General features: G+C 29.6%; 14 protein-coding genes and 2 pseudogenes. 9 read left to right on the top strand and 7 right to left on the bottom strand.

From position 1 onward, the window contains the following. Nucleotides 1–180 precede the first annotated feature (180 nt). The 9 genes and pseudogenes from CHB67_RS17440 to CHB67_RS17515 form a co-directional block, all read left to right on the top strand. Nucleotides 181–401, top strand: a pseudogene (locus CHB67_RS17440) (DUF3124 domain-containing protein). A gap of 93 nt (nucleotides 402–494) precedes the next feature. Beyond that, the gene (locus CHB67_RS01025) at nucleotides 495–1,433 is read left to right on the top strand and encodes a haloalkane dehalogenase (RefSeq protein ID WP_176461181.1); all 939 of its coding nucleotides are present in this window, start codon (nucleotides 495–497) and stop codon (nucleotides 1,431–1,433) included. Between the two features lie 66 nt (nucleotides 1,434–1,499). Next, the gene (locus CHB67_RS01020; protein ID WP_089379878.1) at nucleotides 1,500–3,812 is read left to right on the top strand and encodes a patatin-like phospholipase family protein; all 2,313 of its coding nucleotides are present in this window, start codon (nucleotides 1,500–1,502) and stop codon (nucleotides 3,810–3,812) included. A gap of 120 nt (nucleotides 3,813–3,932) precedes the next feature. Further along, nucleotides 3,933–4,445: a nuclear transport factor 2 family protein gene (locus tag CHB67_RS01015; RefSeq protein ID WP_089379877.1), complete on the top strand. Its 513-nt coding sequence runs from the start codon at nucleotides 3,933–3,935 to the stop codon at nucleotides 4,443–4,445. Nucleotides 4,446–4,518: 73 nt separating this feature from the next. Further along, nucleotides 4,519–4,680, top strand: a complete 162-nt coding sequence (locus CHB67_RS17090) for a hypothetical protein (RefSeq protein ID WP_176461180.1) — start codon at nucleotides 4,519–4,521, stop codon at nucleotides 4,678–4,680. A gap of 102 nt (nucleotides 4,681–4,782) precedes the next feature. After that, a complete protein-coding gene (locus CHB67_RS01010; RefSeq protein ID WP_089379876.1) occupies nucleotides 4,783–5,556 on the top strand; it encodes an XRE family transcriptional regulator in 774 nt (257 codons plus the stop codon). Continuing rightward, nucleotides 5,556–6,956 (top strand): exonuclease domain-containing protein, encoded by a 1,401-nt coding sequence (locus tag CHB67_RS01005; RefSeq protein ID WP_089379875.1) that lies wholly within the window; start codon nucleotides 5,556–5,558, stop codon nucleotides 6,954–6,956. The genes CHB67_RS01010 and CHB67_RS01005 overlap by 1 nt, the downstream gene beginning before the upstream one ends. A gap of 10 nt (nucleotides 6,957–6,966) precedes the next feature. Beyond that, on the top strand, nucleotides 6,967–7,446 hold the full coding sequence (locus CHB67_RS01000) for a hypothetical protein (protein WP_089379874.1): 480 nt from the start codon (nucleotides 6,967–6,969) through the stop codon (nucleotides 7,444–7,446). Nucleotides 7,447–7,658: 212 nt separating this feature from the next. Continuing rightward, nucleotides 7,659–8,225: pseudogene (locus CHB67_RS17515) on the top strand (transposase); the annotation flags it as partial. 32 nt (nucleotides 8,226–8,257) lie between these two features. Here the strand turns inward: CHB67_RS17515 and CHB67_RS00990 are convergent. The 7 genes from CHB67_RS00990 to sucD all read right to left on the bottom strand — a co-directional run bounded on the left by CHB67_RS00990 (nucleotide 8,258) and on the right by sucD (nucleotide 19,013). Further along, entirely contained in the window at nucleotides 8,258–9,088 is an 831-nt protein-coding gene (locus tag CHB67_RS00990) for a prohibitin family protein (protein WP_089379872.1), read from the bottom strand. A gap of 73 nt (nucleotides 9,089–9,161) precedes the next feature. Further along, nucleotides 9,162–10,325, bottom strand: coding sequence for an efflux RND transporter periplasmic adaptor subunit (locus CHB67_RS00985; RefSeq protein WP_245813389.1), 1,164 nt, complete (start codon nucleotides 10,323–10,325; stop codon nucleotides 9,162–9,164). Nucleotides 10,326–10,329: 4 nt separating this feature from the next. Beyond that, entirely contained in the window at nucleotides 10,330–14,658 is a 4,329-nt protein-coding gene (locus tag CHB67_RS00980; protein WP_089379870.1) for a CusA/CzcA family heavy metal efflux RND transporter, read from the bottom strand. Between the two features lie 79 nt (nucleotides 14,659–14,737). Beyond that, nucleotides 14,738–15,124, bottom strand: a complete 387-nt coding sequence (locus CHB67_RS00975) for a hypothetical protein (protein ID WP_217900238.1) — start codon at nucleotides 15,122–15,124, stop codon at nucleotides 14,738–14,740. 125 nt (nucleotides 15,125–15,249) lie between these two features. After that, complete coding sequence (locus tag CHB67_RS00970) at nucleotides 15,250–17,277, bottom strand: vWA domain-containing protein (protein ID WP_089379868.1); 2,028 nt, start codon at nucleotides 17,275–17,277, stop codon at nucleotides 15,250–15,252. 11 nt (nucleotides 17,278–17,288) lie between these two features. Beyond that, nucleotides 17,289–18,035, bottom strand: a complete 747-nt coding sequence (gene fabG / locus CHB67_RS00965; protein WP_089379867.1) for a 3-oxoacyl-[acyl-carrier-protein] reductase — start codon at nucleotides 18,033–18,035, stop codon at nucleotides 17,289–17,291. A gap of 105 nt (nucleotides 18,036–18,140) precedes the next feature. Beyond that, the gene (gene sucD / locus CHB67_RS00960; protein ID WP_089379866.1) at nucleotides 18,141–19,013 is read right to left on the bottom strand and encodes a succinate--CoA ligase subunit alpha; all 873 of its coding nucleotides are present in this window, start codon (nucleotides 19,011–19,013) and stop codon (nucleotides 18,141–18,143) included. Between the last annotated feature and the right edge of the window lie 65 nt (nucleotides 19,014–19,078).

Genomic DNA, 19,078 nt, shown 5'->3' with positions numbered 1-19,078 from the left:
ATTTCAACCCTACTTATAAATTATACAAAAAAATAAATTAGCACTATAAATACCCAAAACTTAACTAAACGAATTGCAAACATTAAAGCTGAATTTTCACTTAAATTTGGAAAATTTCACTTATCAATTTATTCTAAAAATCAAATTATTTCATAACATAAAACACACAATTTAAACACAATGGTTAGTTTTATAAACATGAGTGAATTAGACACCATTTATATTTTAAAAGCCGATTATTTCGATACGCACGGAGCATCTGTCAGAAAATATTTAAAAGAGCCATTTTTTTAACCCCAATGGAATCAACAGAATTTATGATAGCTGAAATAGATGTTGCCGGTGGAACAGGTTCAAATTTTATGTTTGAGTGGAAATTACCCTACAATTTCACATCATAAATATTAATGAATAAGTATCTTTGTCTTTAAGACATAACACAACATCTAAAAATATAAAGAAACCTATTTTTCATTATGAATGTAAATTATTTAATGAATTTAACTTTAATAGCTGTTTTTAGCTGTTTCTTTTTTATAGGTTGTAAAAAAAATAAACATACAATTGAAAAAATAGATTTTTTTTCAAACAAACAATACAACTACGAAACTATTGGTGATTCTCTGAAAATGGCTTATTTAGATATTGGAAATCGTAAAGATCCAATAATTTTATTGATGCATGGAGAACCAAATAGTTCATTTTTGTATAGAAATATTGCTCCAAAATTAGTAAAACAACATTTTAGAGTAATTATTCCTGACCTTATTGGGTTTGGATATTCTGATAAACCAACAAATTCAAACATAATTACTTATTTAAACCATACAAAATGGCTTACTAATTTTATTAAGCAACTTAAACTAACTGATATTCATTTATTTGCTCACGATTGGGGTGGAATGATTTCCCTAAGAATTGTTGCAAATCAACCAGAATTATTTCAGAAAGTAGCTGTTTCATATAGTTATTTATTTGAAGGAAGTGAAACCATACCTGACAGTTTTATGGGTTTTGTAAATTATGCACAAAACGAGCCTACATTTTCCGCAGGAAATATTATGGATTGGGGTTCAAATATAAAATTACCAGACTCTATAAAACTACAATACGATACCCCTTTTAAGTCGAAAAGTGATTTTAATGCTGTCCGTAAATTTCCTTCATTGATACCTACCAATAAGGATGAAAAAGAAGCTATTATAAATCAAGAATTAAATGTAAAGCTTAAAAATTTCAACAAACCATTTATTACTATTTGGGGAAATCATAACGATTTAATGTGGAAAGGTAAAGACAGTATTTTGCAACAAAATATTCCAGGAGCAAAAAATCAAACACATTATAATTTAAATGCAAATCATTTTATACAAGAAGATCAACCAGAAGAACTAACGCAGATTCTTATTGATTTTTTCTCCTATAATAATTAATAAAACTATATTTGAATAACTAAATTTAGGACTTTAAACTCAAACAAATCTGTAAAATTAAGCTATATGAAACTATTGAAAATTTTCATCTTAATCATTTTTATCACAATTCCTCAACTAACTTTTTCTCAAGAAAAAAAACCAAAAGTAGTCGTAGTTTTGAGTGGTGGAGGTGCAAAAGGAGTAGCGCATATACCGTTACTTCAAGCTTTAGATTCCTTAAATATTGTACCCGATTTAATTATTGGAACAAGTATGGGAAGTATTGTAGGTGGTTTATATTCCGCAGGCTATTCAGGTGATAGCATTGCTAACATTGCAAATAATGCTGACTGGAATTATTTGTTAGGTGGAGGTATTTCTCTTAAAGATGTTAGTGTTGAAGAAAAAAGTGAATTTAATAAATATGTAGTTGATTTTGACCTTGATAAAGGAAAACCAAAAGTTAGTACTGGACTTATAAGTGATCAAAACCTTCGTGAATTTTTAGCTGTTTTAACCTACCCTGTTTATAATATCGTTGATTTTGATAAACTTCCAATACCATACAGAGCTATGGCTACAGACATTGTAAATGGTAAAGAAATAATTATGGATAAAGGCTCTTTATTGGTAGCTATGAGAGCCAGTATGTCTATTCCTACAGTTTTTGAACCTGTTACCTATAAAGAAACCTTACTTGTTGATGGTGGTGTGCTTAACAACTTTGCAACTGATGTTGCAAAGGAAATGGGTGCTGATATTATTATTGGAAGTGATGTTGGTGGAGGAATGGCTCCTATTGAAGAATTAGACAATATTGCTACATTACTTTTTCAAACAGGAATGATAAACAGTAATTTAAAAAATCCTGAAAATAGAAAACTATGTGATGTTTTAATAGACCATACTGAATATTTAACTTATTCTACTGGTGACTTTACTAATAGTAAAGAAATTTATGAACAAGGAAAAATAGGTACAAATATAAATATGAAAGCGCTTGTTGATTTGTCTGAACAACTAAAAAGATTTAATTCAACTCCACAAGGTCTTCCTAAGATAGCTAAAGAATTTATACTTGATTCAATAAAATACTCGGGAATAAGCAAGGCAAATATTGATTTGGTAAAAGCTAGAGCCAATATAAAAATCAATACAAAATATACAACTAATGATCTTATTAAAGGTATTGATAAAGCAATGGGAACTCAAATTTTTAAACAAATTACGTTTCATTCTCTTGGTCTTGAAGATAAAAAATCGATAGAAATAACGGGATATGAAAAAGCTAAATTTCAAATTAAAGGTTCTTTACATTATGATACTTATAGAGGTGTTGGTTTAGTTTTAAATAGTACAGCTAGAAATTTGCTAGGAAACTCTTCAAGATTATTACTAAGTGTTGATATAGCAGAACAGCCAAGACTTCGACTACAATACCAGAAAAATTTTGGACATTTAAAATCTTGGTGGTGGAGATCTGAATTTTTCTCAGAAAACTTAAAACAAAAAATTTTTATTGATGGTAATTCTGCCGATAAAATGAAATATCGTTTTATGCAATTTGATAATCAGTTAAACAAAAATATCAATTCATTAAATAGGTATGTAGGTTTAGGAATTAATTATAATTACACCAATGTAAAACCTGAAAATGACCCAAAATACAACGACAATATTTTAGATTTATATAATTACAGGTTCAATAATATACAGGTATATGCGCAATATTTGTTCAATAATATGAATCAAGTTTTTTACGCTACAAATGGTACTTATTTTAATGCAATGCTAAGCCGTTCTTTACTTCATGATACTGATGTGAAATTTACCAAAGAATCTATTGAAGATCAAAAAGGTAATACAAATGGGTTTACAAAATTAAGCTTCGATTTTGAAGAAAGAATTAATTTCAATAAAAAAATTACTGGAATTATTGGAGCTACTGCAGGTTTTATTTTTGAAGATGATTTATTAGAAAATCAAGTCTCTTTTACTGATTTTGGCTATGCTGCTAAATATTTTTTAGGTGGAAATATGCTAAACCCAAGAAATGGTAGTTTTATGTTTCCTGGCTTGCATGAAGATGAATTAAATGTAAATCAGATACTAAAATTAAATTTAGGTATTCAGTTTAATCCATTAAATAAAGTTTACCTAACACCTCATTTTAACATTGCTTCTGTAGGTTTTAATAATTTTGATGAATATATAAAAGAAGCTTTTTCACCTAAAGGAGACTGGAGCACTGGTTTTGAAACAAGTACTATAATGTCTGCTGGTGCAACTGCATCTTACCATTCTTTTTTAGGACCAATTACGTTTGATGCTTCTTGGGTAAACGATATAAATAAAGTACGTGTATTTTTTAACATTGGTCTGGTTTTAAATAGATAAACATTAAAAAAACTATTATTTATAACTTGTATTGCTTACTAAAATAGTTTAATTTACTTTATTTCAAAAACTTATATTTTTTTTGTAACTTAGAGAAAGCCTTAAATAACATAAACTATTATGAAAAAATCAGCATTATTACTAGTAGCCTTTTTGATGTTTTTAGGATGTCAAAAAGAACAACGTTACACAACTTCTTCACCTGAGATTGATATTGCAAAAGAGCACATACAATCTTATGAAGATGGAGATTGGGAAACTTGGAAAAAACAATACACGGATGATTCAAAAATATACCATAATAATTGGGATGTTGCAAGAACTAGTACAGAAGCTTTAAACGGACATAAATTAATTATTTCAAGATTGTCATCGTATGAATACCTTGACGAACCTATATTTTTTGAAATGATTATTGATGATAATGGTAAAAAATGGGTGAATTTTTGGGCTGTTTGGCAAGGAACGCTTAAAGCAAATAATACTACATTAAAAATTCCAGTACATTTGTCAATAAATTACAAAGATGGCAAAGTGGTTGAAGAATATGGATTTTGGGATACCAGTAAGTTAGTTGAAGCTATTGACGAAATTGCTATTGATGGTGATATGAGTTCAGAGTTAATTGAATAATATAAATTAATAAAATAAAGGACACTTCATTTTATATAAGATGAAGTGTCTTTTCTCTTCATAAAATACAAATATGGCTAAAAAAGGACGTGCAAAAAACACAGTTAACAAAGCAAAACACAGCAAACTTATGGCGCAAAAAAAAAATAAATTAACTACTAAAAAAATTGTGCATCAAGAACGTTTAAAAGCTATAATCAAAAAAAGTCAAGAAACTCCAACTACAGATTCATAATTAATTTATTTTAATGCCTTTTTTTAAATAAATTAGGTCGTTTATAAATTTTCAGTATATTAGCTTAAAATATTAGCAATACACGCTCATTTAATAAGCTTTATGAATTACCTAGCAAAAAACATCAAACATCTACGCACCTTAAAAGGATTAACCCAAGAACAATTCTCATCTATTTTAAAGGTATCTCGCTCAAGAATTAGCTCTTACGAAGAGGATAGAGCCATTCCTCCTGTTGATTTTTTAATAGATTTATCAAATTTCATTAATTTACCCATTGATGCACTTATAAAAAATGACTTGACATCAGCATCAGAAGCCTCGTTTATAAATGTAGGAAACAAAAGAACACTGTTTCCTATTACCATAGATACTAATGATGAAGAGTTTATTGAAATGGTGCCCGTTGAAGCTTCCGCAGGTTATTTACGTGGCTATTCTGATCCAGAATATATAGAACACCTAAACAAAATTAAATTGCCTTTTTTACCAACTGGGACGCATAGAGCGTTTCCTATAAAAGGAGATTCTATGTTACCTGTAAAAAGTGGTTCTTATATTGTTGCACGTTTTGTTGATGATATTAGAGATTTAAAGGATGGTCATACTTATATTGTATTAACGTTAAACGATGGGATTGTGTACAAAAGAGTATATGATAAAATTGAAGAACACAATATGTTATTACTAGCTTCAGACAATAAAAAATACGATCCGTATTATGTTCCTGTTGAAGAAATTATTGAATTATGGGAATTTACATGTAGTATAAATACCCAAGAATACAGCGAACAAGAATTAAAAATTAGCAGTATTGCCTCAATGTTAACTCAATTAGGAGTTGAATTAAAAGAATTACAAAAAACGGTTAATTAATGTATTCAATTGTAGATATAGAAACAACTGGTCACAGTTCAAAAATTACTGAAATTTCAATTTTTGTTTTTGATGGAAAAAAGATAATTGACGAGTTTACAACCCTTGTAAATCCGGAGTGTGTTATCCCTCCTTTTATCACCAATTTAACGGGTATTACAAATGCAATGGTTGGTGGCGCTCCAAAGTTTTATGAAATTGCAAAACAGGTAGCCGAAATTACTAAAGACACTATTTTTGTGGCGCACAATGTTAATTTTGATTACAATATTATTCAAAAAGAGTTTAAAGATCTTGGTTTTGATTTTAAGCGTAAAAAATTATGTACGGTTCGTTTGTCTAGAAAATTAATTCCAGGTCTAAAATCGTATAGTTTAGGTGCTTTATGTACTACACAAAATATTCATATTCAAGACAGGCATAGAGCAAAAGGAGATGCTGAGGCAACTACTATTTTATTTGAAAAATTATTGAATTTAGATAAAAATGAAGAAGTATTTACTTCATTTTTAAATCCACGATCACGCCAAGCCACATTACCTCCTTTAATTTCAAAAAAAACCATTGATGAACTTTCTGAAAAAACTGGCGTATATTATTTTAAAGATAGTAATCAAGACATTATTTATGTAGGCAAAGCAAATAATATAAAACAACGCGTTTTAAGTCATTTTTACGATAAGTCTAAAAAAGAACTCACTATGTGTTTAGAAATTGCTGCTGTTACTTTTGTAGAAACAGGTAGCGAACTATTAGCCTTATTGTTAGAATCTTCGGAAATAAAAAAATGGTTTCCAAAATATAACAGAGCACAACGAAGAACTTCAGAAAGTTATGGCATTTTTAGTTATGAAGATAGAAATGGAATTATCCATCTTGCATTCAATAGGCTGAAACTAATTACCAATCCTTTAATGAAGTTTTACAGTAGTTCAGAATGTAGAAATTTCCTTGAAAAATTATGTAAAGAATTTACCTTATGTCCTAAGTATTGCCATTTACAATCAAACGTATCAAACTGTTTTCATTATCAATTAAAGCAATGTAATGGAGTTTGTAAAGATGAAGAACCTATAAACACCTATAATTCAAGAGTTGAACAAGCTATTGAATCTGTAAAGTTTAAAGCCGAACATTTTGTAATACAAGAACAAGGAAGAATACCTAATGAGAATGCATATGTATTAATTGTAAATGGTATTTATAAAGGCTTTGGTTACGCACCAAAATCAAGTGTTTTATCTTCGGTAAGTGACTATACAAACATTATTTCAATACAAAAAGATACCACTGATGTAAAACGAATTTTAAATTCGTACTTAAAGAAAAATACAGCATCTACAACTATTTTAGACAATGTGGTGATTGAAATGAATTCTTTTGATTTATTTGCATCATAAAAATTAAACTATGAAAGCAGTTACGGTAACCGTATTAAAAAAAGAATTAAAGTATAAAACTCAAAGTGAGTTGATTGAGCTTTGCTTACGTTTATCAAAGTTTAAGAAGGAAAATAAAGAATTATTAACCTACCTACTTTTTGAAGCTTCTTTTGAAGAAGGTTATATTGAAACTGTAAAATTAGAAATAGATGAACAATTTGAACTTGTAAATACCAACACCTATTATTTCATAAAAAAAAGTATCCGTAAAATTTTACGATTGATTAAAAAATACATTCGGTATTCAAAAAATAAGGAAACTGAAATAGAACTCCTCCTCTATTTTTGCCAAAAATTAAAAGAATTTAAACCATCTATTTCAAGAAATACCGTGCTTCAAAATATTTTTGATCGTGAAATTATAAGCATTCAAAAAAAGATCCTTTTAGTGCATGAAGATTTACAATACGATTATAATTTAGCACTTCAACAAGTATTAAAAAAGTAATTTCTTTCATGGTATTTTTTAGCTATTTAAAGGTGATGTCCTGTCAAGTATGTATAAAAATGTAATGGTTAAGCTAAAAAACAATCATAACAGCACAATGTGAATTTGATATAGTGGTTACAACAGAACTTAATGCTGAATTTGAACCTCAAATAGTACTCAAAAGAAGTATTTTCTCAGAAGGTATTGAAATTCTGACTGTATCACCTTATGCAAAAGGTGTTCAAGATATCTTAATTATAGCTACTGATAATTTGAACGGATTTATCAATACAATTAAGCCGGTTTTCCCTCATTCAACCAAACAAATCTGTCTGGTATCTCAAATCAGAAACGCTGCTAGACATGTAGTTTGAAAAGATCAAAAAGTTTACCAAAGACTTGAAGTATATCTATACTGCCCAAACCAACAAGCGGTAAGAGCTGCCTTGGAAGACTTTAAATTAAAATGGAATAATAATTAAGCCTATGCTGTAGATTCTTGGTTGAAAAAGTTGGAATGAACTTACAACTTTTTTAGATTTTCCTGTGGAAATAAGACGCATTATTTAGACAACAAATCTTATTGAAAACATTAATGGAAAAATAAGAAAATACACTAAAAAATAAGCTCTCTTTCCAACGGATGAAGCTGTGAAAAAATCAGCGTATTTGGCTCTCTTGTCGAAGTCACTAAAAGATGGACAAAGCCATTCCATTACTGGGTAATCATTTTAAACCAATGTATGATTATGTTTGAAAATAGGGTTCAATTTTATCAAATTGAACCCTATAAATAAGTTTAAATACTTTACGAGATAGCGGCTGAAAATTATTGGTTTCCTAAAATAATTGGCATTCCATTTTTTCCACTTCCTATAACAATTACTTTACTGTTTGGTGAGTTAGCTAACTCTAAAGTAGCTTCAATACCTTTATCTCTTAAAATTTGATCATTTAATGATGCACTTAAAATACGGTTAGACTCTGCTTTACCTTCAGCTTCAATAATTACTTTTTCGGCTTCTTTAGCAGCTGTGACTAATCTAAACTCATATTCTAAAGATTCTTGCTCTTGTTTTAATTTACGTTCAATAGCGTCTTTAATTGTTGGTGGTAATGTTACATCTCTTACCAATACTTCATTCAATTGTATATGTTCATCATCTAAAATTGTTCTTGTTTCTTCAAAAATTTCATTCTGAATTACATCCCTTTTACTAGAATACAATTGTTCTGGAGTATAACGACCAACAACACTACGTGCTGCTGAGCGCAATGCTGGTTTAATAATACGTTCTAAATAATTTTCACCAATTTTTTGATGTAAATAGCCTAATTCATCCGCTTTTGGTAAATACCAAGTTGACGTTTCTAATAAAATATCTAATCCGTTTGATGAAAGAACTTTCATAGTTTCATATAGCTCTTGTTGACGAACTTCGTAAACGATGACGTTGTTCCAAGGAGCTACAATATGAAATCCTTCTCCTAATGGTGGTTGATCAGTTACTACACCTCCATCAAAACGTTTCCATAAAACACCCGCTTCACCGGCATCAATAGTTACAGTAGATTTTGATAAAAATATAATAGCAACAATACCTATTAAAATAATCGGCATTAATGTTTTTGGTAATTGCAATTGTGCGTTATTCGCCATAATTTATATTTTAAGTTTATTTTTATTCAAAAATACGAAACAGAATTCATAAAAAATCTGTTTTTAGCATAATTTAATGACTATGCCCTCCAGCCTCTTCATCCAATGGAATAAAAGCACCTTCAACTAAAATTTGTTTATCTTTCAATGTATTATTTATATCAATAATTTCAATAGACGTTTCATTTTTTAATCCTATATGTACCATTTCTTTTTCAAACGTATATCCATGATTTGTATGTTCATTTAAAATTAAAATATAATACTTGTCATCTTCTTCTAAAACAGCTTCAAGTGGTAATGCTAATTTCTCAGCGGTATAAGTTATTATTTTGGCCTCAACATACATACCAACTAAAAAAGGTTCTTTTTTATCCTCTAAATGTCCGTGAACACGTACTGTTCTATTTTCTTGATCAATAGACGTTCCTATTAAATGAACTTCTGCCTTATAAATTCTTTCTGAATTTTCTGGAGTTTGAAATTCAATTAGTTGACCTTCTTTGATAGACATTACATCCTTTTCAAAAACAATCAACTCTAAATGTTTATGTTTGCTATCAATAATAGAAATTAATACTTCTGAAGCATCCATAAATTTACCAACACTTGTATAAACTTCAGCAACACTTCCTGATATAGGTGCATAAATTGGTATAATTGAAGTAATTTTTCCTTCTTTTACATTTGAAGGATTGATATTCATTAATAGCAACTTTTGTTCTAAGCCATTAAATAAAGCAATGGTACTTTTATAAGTACTTTCAGCTTTTAAATAGTTTTTTTGCGAAGTTATTTTTTCATCAAATAAGGTTTTCTGACGTTCATACTCAGATTTTAAATAGTTTAATTGCTCAAACGTTTCTAAATATTTTTGTTGAATTTCAATATAATCAGGGTTTTCTAGCGTTAACAATCGTTGTCCTTTTTCCACCCAATTTCCTACCAATAAAGGAGATGTTTTAACATAACCTCCCATTATTGCACTTACTTGAGCGCGGTTTGCTGGTGGAACATCAATATGACCGTTGGTAACCACTCCCTTATTAAATGTTTCCATAGAAAGTTTTCCAATTTTCATTTTTGAATTTTGAAATTGCTCTACAGTAATTTCAACTAAATTATCATTATCATGTGTTACCGTTTCAATTGTTTCATCACTCTTTTTGGTTGAAGTACAAGATATAATGAGCATTGCTGAAACGATACAAACGGATTTTAAAATATATTTTTTCATAATGTTATAAGTTTAAATAGTTTATTTCTAACACTATTTTATTGTATGCATTTAAATTTTGTAAATAATTAATATTGATTTGATTGGAAGTCTCAATACTTTGTATATATTGAAAAAAGTCAATTTCACCATTTTTATAGCTTTTAGTGGCTGTTTTTAAAATTTCATTTGCAAGTTGTTGCCCACTTTCCATATAATAAGTAAGCTCTGCTTCACTCCTTTTTAATTTATGAAGTAAATTTTGATACATATATTTCAACTTTAATTCCGCATCAAAAGCAACTTCATTAGACAAATCTTCCTCAATTTTTGCTACAGAAATTTTTGCTGAATTTCCGAAGAAAAACAAAGGAATCGCTATTCCTGCCTGAAAACTATTTACTGAGCTATTCAACGCCAAATCTTTACTATTGAAATAATTAAATTGTAAATCTGGCAATAATTGTTGTGTTTCAATACTTTTTTTAGCTTTAAAATAGCTGCTATTTTCTATATAATATTGTTGAATTAAATGGGCACTGACTTCAATTTCTTTTACATTTATCTTTGGTAACTTTACCAATGCTATTTTAAACTGTTCATCTAATTGCAACAAACTATTTAAATTAGTGTATGCAATTTCAATATCATTATTTAACTGTTTTATTTGCGTTGTGTACTCTTTATATTTAGATTGTGCTGTAATCATTTCTAAATAATTTGTAGCTCCCAACTCGTATTTTCGCTTTGCTGCTTTCGAAAAATTTTGGTATAAACTATCGATATAAGTTACATATACTAATTTTTCATTCAAATAAACAACCTCGTAATATGCTTCAGAAATATCCTTTATTAAATCGTTTTTAGATAATTCAAAAGACAATTCGGCCATTTTAGTTTGAATTTTATTCATTTTCTTTCGAGCAAAATAAATAGATGGAAACTCAACAGTTTGAGAAACCCCAAAAGTTTCAAATGGCTTGCCATCAATTCCTAAATTAGTTCTGTCTTTTGTATAATAAACGCTGGTTTTATTGATATTAAAAGCACTGTTTTCTAACTTATCACTTCTATCAACAGTTAACTTTTGAATATTTAATTGTTTATTATTTTCAAAACCAATTTCAATAGCTTCTTCTAAAGAAATTACTCTTTCTTGTGAAAAACTGGCTAAAGGGAATAAAAACAATACCAAAACAGAAAGGTTTTTTAATTTGTTCTTTGGTTTTATCGTTATTTTTTTAGTGTCGAAAATAGCATATAAAACAGGTAATACCACCAATGTTAAAATAGTTGCTGTAAATAAACCACCAATTACTACGGTAGCTAACGGACGCTGAACTTCAGCACCTGCATTTGTTGAAATTGCCATTGGTAAAAAACCTAATGCAGCGGCTGCCGCAGTTAAAATTACAGGTCTTAAACGTTCTTTTGTTCCTACTAATATTCGTTCGTACACATTATCCATTCCTTTTTCTTTCAAGGATTTTAAATGCTCTATCAATACAATTCCGTTGAGTACTGCAATACCAAATAAAGCAATAAAACCAACACCTGCTGAAATACTAAAAGGTAATCCTCTTAACCACAAAAACAGCACACCACCAACAGCAGATAAAGGAATTGCTGAAAAAATCATCAATGCATCTTTTATAGAGTTAAAGGCAAAATGCAATAAAATAAAAATCAGCAACAACGCAATTGGAACTGCTACTTTTAACCTAGCTTTAGCACTATTTAAATTTTCAAACTGACCACCGTAAGAAATTGTATAACCAACAGGGAGTTTTACTTCGGTTTCAATAATCTTTTGAACATCTTGAACAACTGATTCCATATCACGGTTTCTAACATTTACACCAATTACAATACGGCGCTTTGTATCATCTCTAGATATTTTTGCGGGCCCTTTTGTATATTCAATACTTGCCACTTCATTCAACGGAATTTTATTTCCCGAAGGTGTATCAACATATAAATTTCTTAAATGATCTATGTTTTTTCGATAACGTGCGTCTAAACGCACTACCAAATCGAATCTGCGTTCGCCTTCAAAAACATTCCCAACGGTTGTGCCTGCAAAAGCCATTGAAACTACACTGTTTAAATTCTGAATATTTAAGCCGTAACGTGCTACTTTTTTACGATTGTAAGTCACTGTCATTTGCGGCAAACCATCAATTTTTTCAACAATAATATCTGAAGCACCTTCAACATTAGAAATCTTCGATTTAATCTCATCTGCTTTATTTGTCAAAACACTTAAATCTTCACCATAAATTTTAATAGCAACATCTGCTCTAACCCCTGTAATTAATTCATTAAAACGCATTTCAATAGGTTGTGTAAATTCATAATCTATCCCAGGAATTATGGATAATTTTTCTTTGAATTTATCGGCCAACTCATCTTTTGAATTTGCTGAAACCCACTCGCCTTTTGGTTTTAATTTGATAATTATATCACTTTCTTCCATAGACATTGGATCTGTAGGCACTTCTGCAGCACCAATTCTAGATACCACCTGATTAACTTCAGGAAAATTATCTAATAAGATTTGTTCAATTTGTGTAGTAATATTAGCCGTCTTCGTTAATGAAGTTCCCGTTTTTAAAACTGGTTGAATTACAAAATCACCTTCATCAAGTGTTGGTATAAATTCACCTCCCATATTATTAAATATAAAACCTGAAACAACTAATAAAACCGCCGAAAAACCAATCACCAACTTTTTATGATACAATGCCCACTTAATAACTGGCTCGTACAAACTGTAAAAGAAGTTCATTAGTCGTTTTGAAATGTTATTTTTTGATTCTTTTTCTGGCTTTAAAAAAATTGATGAAACTACAGGAACATAGGTAAAACACAAAAACATAGCTCCCAATAACGCAAAGCTAAATGCCATTGCCATTGGCTTAAACATTTTCCCTTCAACACCACTTAATGATAATATTGGAATAAAAACAATTAAAATTATCAGCTGTCCAAATACTGCAGAAGTCATCATTTTAGAACTACTTGTATAGGTAATTTCATCTATACTATCTTGTCGTTCATCTTTTGAAAGTAAGCTTAGCTCCTTTTGATTGGCTGTAATTTTAAAAGCTATAAACTCCACAATAATAACTGCACCATCAATAATAATTCCAAAATCAATAGCGCCTAAACTCATTAAATTGGCATCAATACCAAACAAGTACATCATAGATAAAGTAAAGAGTAATGATAGCGGAATTACCGAAGCGACAACCAAACCAGATCTAAAACTTCCTAATAATAAAATCACAACAAAAATTACGATGATAACACCTAAAATCAAGTTTTCAGCAATGGTAAACGTAGTTTTACCTATCAATTCACTTCGCTCTAAAAAGCCATTTATATACACACCTTCTGGCAATGTTTTTTGAATTTCAGCAACCCGTTGTTTTACAGCTTCAATCACTTTATTTGAATCGCCATCCTTTAACATCATTACTTGTCCTAAAACTTTCTCTCCTTCGCCATTTCCTGTAATAGCACCAAATCTATTAGCCGAACCATAATTAACTTGGGCAACATCTTTTATCAATACAGGAACGCCTTCAACATTTTTAATAACAATGTTTTCAATATCGTTTATAGATTTGATTAAACCTTCACCACGAACAAAGTAACTTTCGTTTATTTTTTCAATATAAGCACCACCTGCAACACTATTATTTTGCGCTAATGCATCTAAAATTTGAGCCGAAGAAATATGCATCGATTTTAATTTCTCTGGATTTATGGCAACTTCATATTGCTTTAAAAACCCGCCCCAAGTATTTACTTCAACAACACCTGGTATTCCTGACAATTGTCGTTTAACCACCCAATCTTGAATGGTTCTCAGCTCCATTGCTGAATATTTATTTTTGAAACCCGGTTTTGTATCTAAAATATATTGATAAATTTCACCCAAACCAGTTGTAATTGGCCCCATTTCAGGTGTACCAAATCCTTCTGGAATTTTCTCACTAGCCGTTTTTATTTTTTCAGCAATTAATTGTCGTGGCAAATAAGTTCCCATAGCATCGTTAAATACAATAGTTACTACTGAAAGCCCGAATTTTGATGTAGAACGAATTTCTTCAACACCCGGTAAATTTGCCATTTCAAGTTCAATTGGATACGTAATAAACTGTTCAACATCTTGAGTTGCTAAATTTCTTGAAGTGGTAATTACCTGTACTTGGTTGTTGGTAATATCTGGAACAGCTCCAATTGGAATTTGCGTTAAGGCAAATAATCCAAACCCAAAAAAGGCCGCTGTAAATAACAAAACAATTAACTTGTTTTGTATACTTAATTTTATAATTTTTTGTAACATAATTTTTTTGAATTAGTAATGTAATATGATAAATCTCAATACAATTGAAATTCATTATAATTAATTAAAAACAGAAGAATTATGCTAATTTTGGAGGTTGAAAAAAGTTATTTACTACTAAAGAAGTTAGGGGCTCAGCGTAATTAAAATTATTGTTTTCAGGAATAAATTCTATCATTTGAAAAGGATATTGTTGAAAATAAACTACGAAAGCTACTTGAAAATGAGAATCTAAATGCTGATGTTTAAAAGGAAGTTCTTTGTGTTCATGGTGTTCGCTTTTATGAGTTTCTGATTGATTCCCATAATGCTTTTCAATAAAATCGGCTAAATTATCTCCACCATTCAAATGACAAGATATATGATTTATTAGTGTTGGGATTTTAACAACATCTTGTATATCAAAACTTAAGCTTTGAAATAATATAATAAACGATAATATGAATGCCGCAATTTTATTCATCAATACAATAATACAAATTAAGGAATATTAATTTAATACTAAAAAATAACTTTTATTAATAGCAGTATCAATTTACTTGATAATCAAGCACAAAAAACTTACGATTAGTGATTTAACGTTTATTTATTTTATATTTTACCAAAGTATTTACGTGTAAACCACTCAAAACTTAATAAAAATAAAATGAATCCTAATAGCCATTTCCAGTCTATTAAAGGTGTTTTTATAATAGTTGCTTTCTGTATACTTTTTGAAGCTTCTGCATTAACAAGTGTTTGTATTAAATCTGCTGTTTCATCTGAGTAAAATGTTTTTCCTGAAGTTTTTTCAGAAAGAATTTTTAAACCACGATCATTAGATTGGCTAAATTGCTGTTCAACATCAAAAGGAAGTACTTTAAAATTTCCCGAAACACGTTCCGATTGATTTTCAACAGTTACAGTATAACTATACTCTTCTGGTGGAATATTTGATAATTCAGCTACAAAACGATTGTTTGTAATTGCAAACGGAATTTTATGAATATAGTTATTTTCTTCGTTAATAATTGTCAACCAAAGCTTTGCTCTTGTATCTAAATTTAAATTTTTATCAAAATAATTGGCTGTTACCTGTATGGTTTCATTAGCATAAAATAACGATTTCACACTTGAATTTAAACGTTTGTTTTTTAAATTAGACGTTAAATATTGCATTAAATTTGAAATAAAACCATCAAAAGCCTCAAACGATTTTGTTGCTGTAAAACTACTCATTCGCCATCTCCAACTATATTCTCCAACAAAAAGTCCTATTTTTTGAGCGTCATTTTCAAAAGTCACCAATAAAGGTTGCTCAGTAGTAATTGCGCCTATTTTTTTATACAATAATGTTTGATAAGGTATAGAAAAAACCAGCTCTCCAAACTCATTATTTAAAGGCGAAAAGGATTCAAAACCAATATCTGTATTTATAAAAGAGGCATAATTCGGATTAAATTCAGGTAAATAATGCTCTGTTACGTTACTACTTTCTTTTTTGAAAAAAGGTTGAGCAGTATTTAAAAATCCCCAATCTGTACTTGTTCCCGAAACAATAAAATAATTTATTTCCTTGTCTTTTACTTCAGTAAATAGGTTTTTAAATTTTTTAGTTGGTTGATATAAAATAACTAACTGATAATCTGACAACTCTAATTCAGAATCATTGATATTATAAATATTAACTGTTCGCTGTTTATTGCTTTCTATCGATTTTTTAAACATCCCCAAATCTGGGTGAATCACAGAAGTTACAATTGCTATTTCAGATTTTTCTTCAATAATATCAACACTAAACGTTTTAGAATTATTAATGGTATTTTGCTCATTTTTTAAATTTTCAATGGCTGCCGTGTAATATTGAACACCTCCATTATTGGCTGTTAAATAAAAATTTGAAATTTGGCTATTTTCTGTTTCTGAAAAATTTAAGACTTCCTTATGAATTATTTTTCCTTTATGAATTATGGATAGTTTTTTACTTACAGCTTTTTTTCCTGTATAGTTTACAAACAATTCTACAGGAAATTGATTGTTTATAAAACTATACTTATTTGCGTTTAATTGACTAATATAAATATCTTCTATCACCGAGGTATCTCCAATCACAAGTGGATATACAGGACTTTTATAAGTTGAAAATTCTATACTATTTCCTGAAGTTGAATTTCCGTCAGTAATTAAAACAACAGGATTAATGCCTTCTTTATATATTTTTGAAAAGTTTTGTAGTAGTTTTGAAATGTTTGTTTCAGTTTCATTAAAAGCTAAAGAATCTGCTAATTGCACTTCTTTTCCGAAGGAATAATAAGCAACTTCATATTTTGAATTTAATGCTGAATTAGATTTAAATACATCTAAAACTTTAGTTACTGTAGTAGTTTGTTTGTTGTAGTTGATAGATGCTGAATTATCAACAGCAACAAGTAAATTTGGTTTTACAATTTCTACTACTCTTTTTTTTATTGAAGGGTTTATAAGTAGTATAAATATTGAAAAAAAAGTTAAAAAACGTAAAAAAGAAAGCCAATAATTCAATTGGCTTTTCTCTTTTGATTTGTATAAATATTGGAACGCAGCTAGTAATAAAGCGGCAATAGTCGCTAAAATTAGGTATAACAAAGTAGCTGTTTCCAATTTATATGATTTTAAGTTAACATTCCACCATCAACACTCAACGTTTGACCAGTAATGTAAGAACTCATATCTGATGCTAAAAATACACACGCATTGGCAATATCTTCAGGCGTCCCTCCTCTTTTTAAAGGAATTGAATCTCTCCAACCTTGCACTACTTCTTCGTTTAACTTCCCTGTCATTTCAGTTTCAATAAAACCTGGAGCAATCGTATTACAACGAATATTTCTTGAACCTAATTCTAAAGCTACAGATTTGGTGAAGCCTAAAATACCAGATTTTGAAGCTGCATAATTAGCTTGACCAGCATTTCCTTTCAATCCAACAACTGAACTCATATTTATAATTGAGCCAGCACGTTGTTTCATCATTGGTCTAATAACAGCTTTTGTTAAGTTGAAAACCGATTTTAAATTCACTTCAATTACTTGATCAAAATCTGCCTCAGAAATACGCATTAACAAATTATCTTTAGTAATACCTGCATTGTTAATTAATACATCAATAGTTCCAAATTCTTTTAAAACATTAGCAGCTAATTCTTGAGCTGCATCAAATTTTGCTGCATTTGATTGGTAACCTTTTGCTTTTACACCATGCGATTCTAACTCTTTTTCTAACTCTTGAGCGGCTTCAACAGATGAATTAAACGTAAATGCAACATTAGCTCCTTGTTTTGCAAATGTAATTGCAATTCCTCGTCCTATTCCTCTTGTTGCTCCCGTAATTAAAGCAGTTTTGTTTTCTAAAAGTTTCATATATTCTATGTTATTTTATATTTTATTTTACAATAAATCAAAGATACACAATTGTATAAAAAAAGCCTCCAAACTAGGAAGCTTTTCATATGATTGCTTGTTTTATTATTTTAAGATTTCAGCTACTTTAGCTCCAATTTTAGCTGGAGAATCAACAACATGAATTCCATTTTCACTTAATATTTTCATTTTAGCTTGCGCCGTATCATCAGCTCCACCAACAATAGCACCTGCATGTCCCATTGTTCTACCTTTAGGTGCTGTTTGTCCAGCAATAAAACCAACTACTGGTTTTTTATTACCATTGGCTTTTACCCAACGCGCAGCTTCAGCTTCTAACTGGCCACCAATTTCACCAATCATAACAATACATTCTGTTTCGTCATCATTCATCAATAATTCAACAGCTTCTTTTGTAGTTGTTCCAATAATTGGATCACCACCAATACCAATAGCTGTTGTAATTCCGTAACCTTGTTTTACAACTTGATCAGCAGCTTCATACGTTAATGTTCCAGATTTTGAAACAATACCTACATTTCCTTTTTTGAAAATAAAACCTGGCATAATACCAACTTTTGCTTCACCTGGAGTAATAACTCCTGGACAGTTAGGACCAACAAGTCTACAATCTTTATTCTCAATATAAGCTTTTACTTTTACCATATCTCCTACAGGAATTCCTTCAGTAATACAAATAATTACTTTAATTCCGGCAGCAGCAGCTTCCATAATAGCATCAGCAGCAAAAGCTGGCGGTACAAATATGATTGATGTATCAGCAGCAACTTTATCAACGGCTTCTTGTACTGTGTTAAATACAGGCTTATCTAAGTGAGTTTGACCACCTTTACCTGGTGTAACCCCTCCAACTACATTTGTTCCATACGCTATCATTTGAGATGCATGAAAAGTTCCTTCACCACCTGTAAAACCTTGTACAATTATATTTGAATTTTTATTGACTAAAACGCTCATTTAAAAATATTTATTTAGTTAGTTTATGCTTTATTACAAATGTAATTTTTTTAAATGTTTTGATT

Origin of the sequence: Lutibacter agarilyticus, from assembly GCF_900188235.1 — a bacterium.
GTDB classification, from domain to species: Bacteria; Bacteroidota; Bacteroidia; order Flavobacteriales; family Flavobacteriaceae; genus Lutibacter; species Lutibacter agarilyticus.
This window is presented reverse-complemented; position numbering and strand designations above follow the sequence as displayed.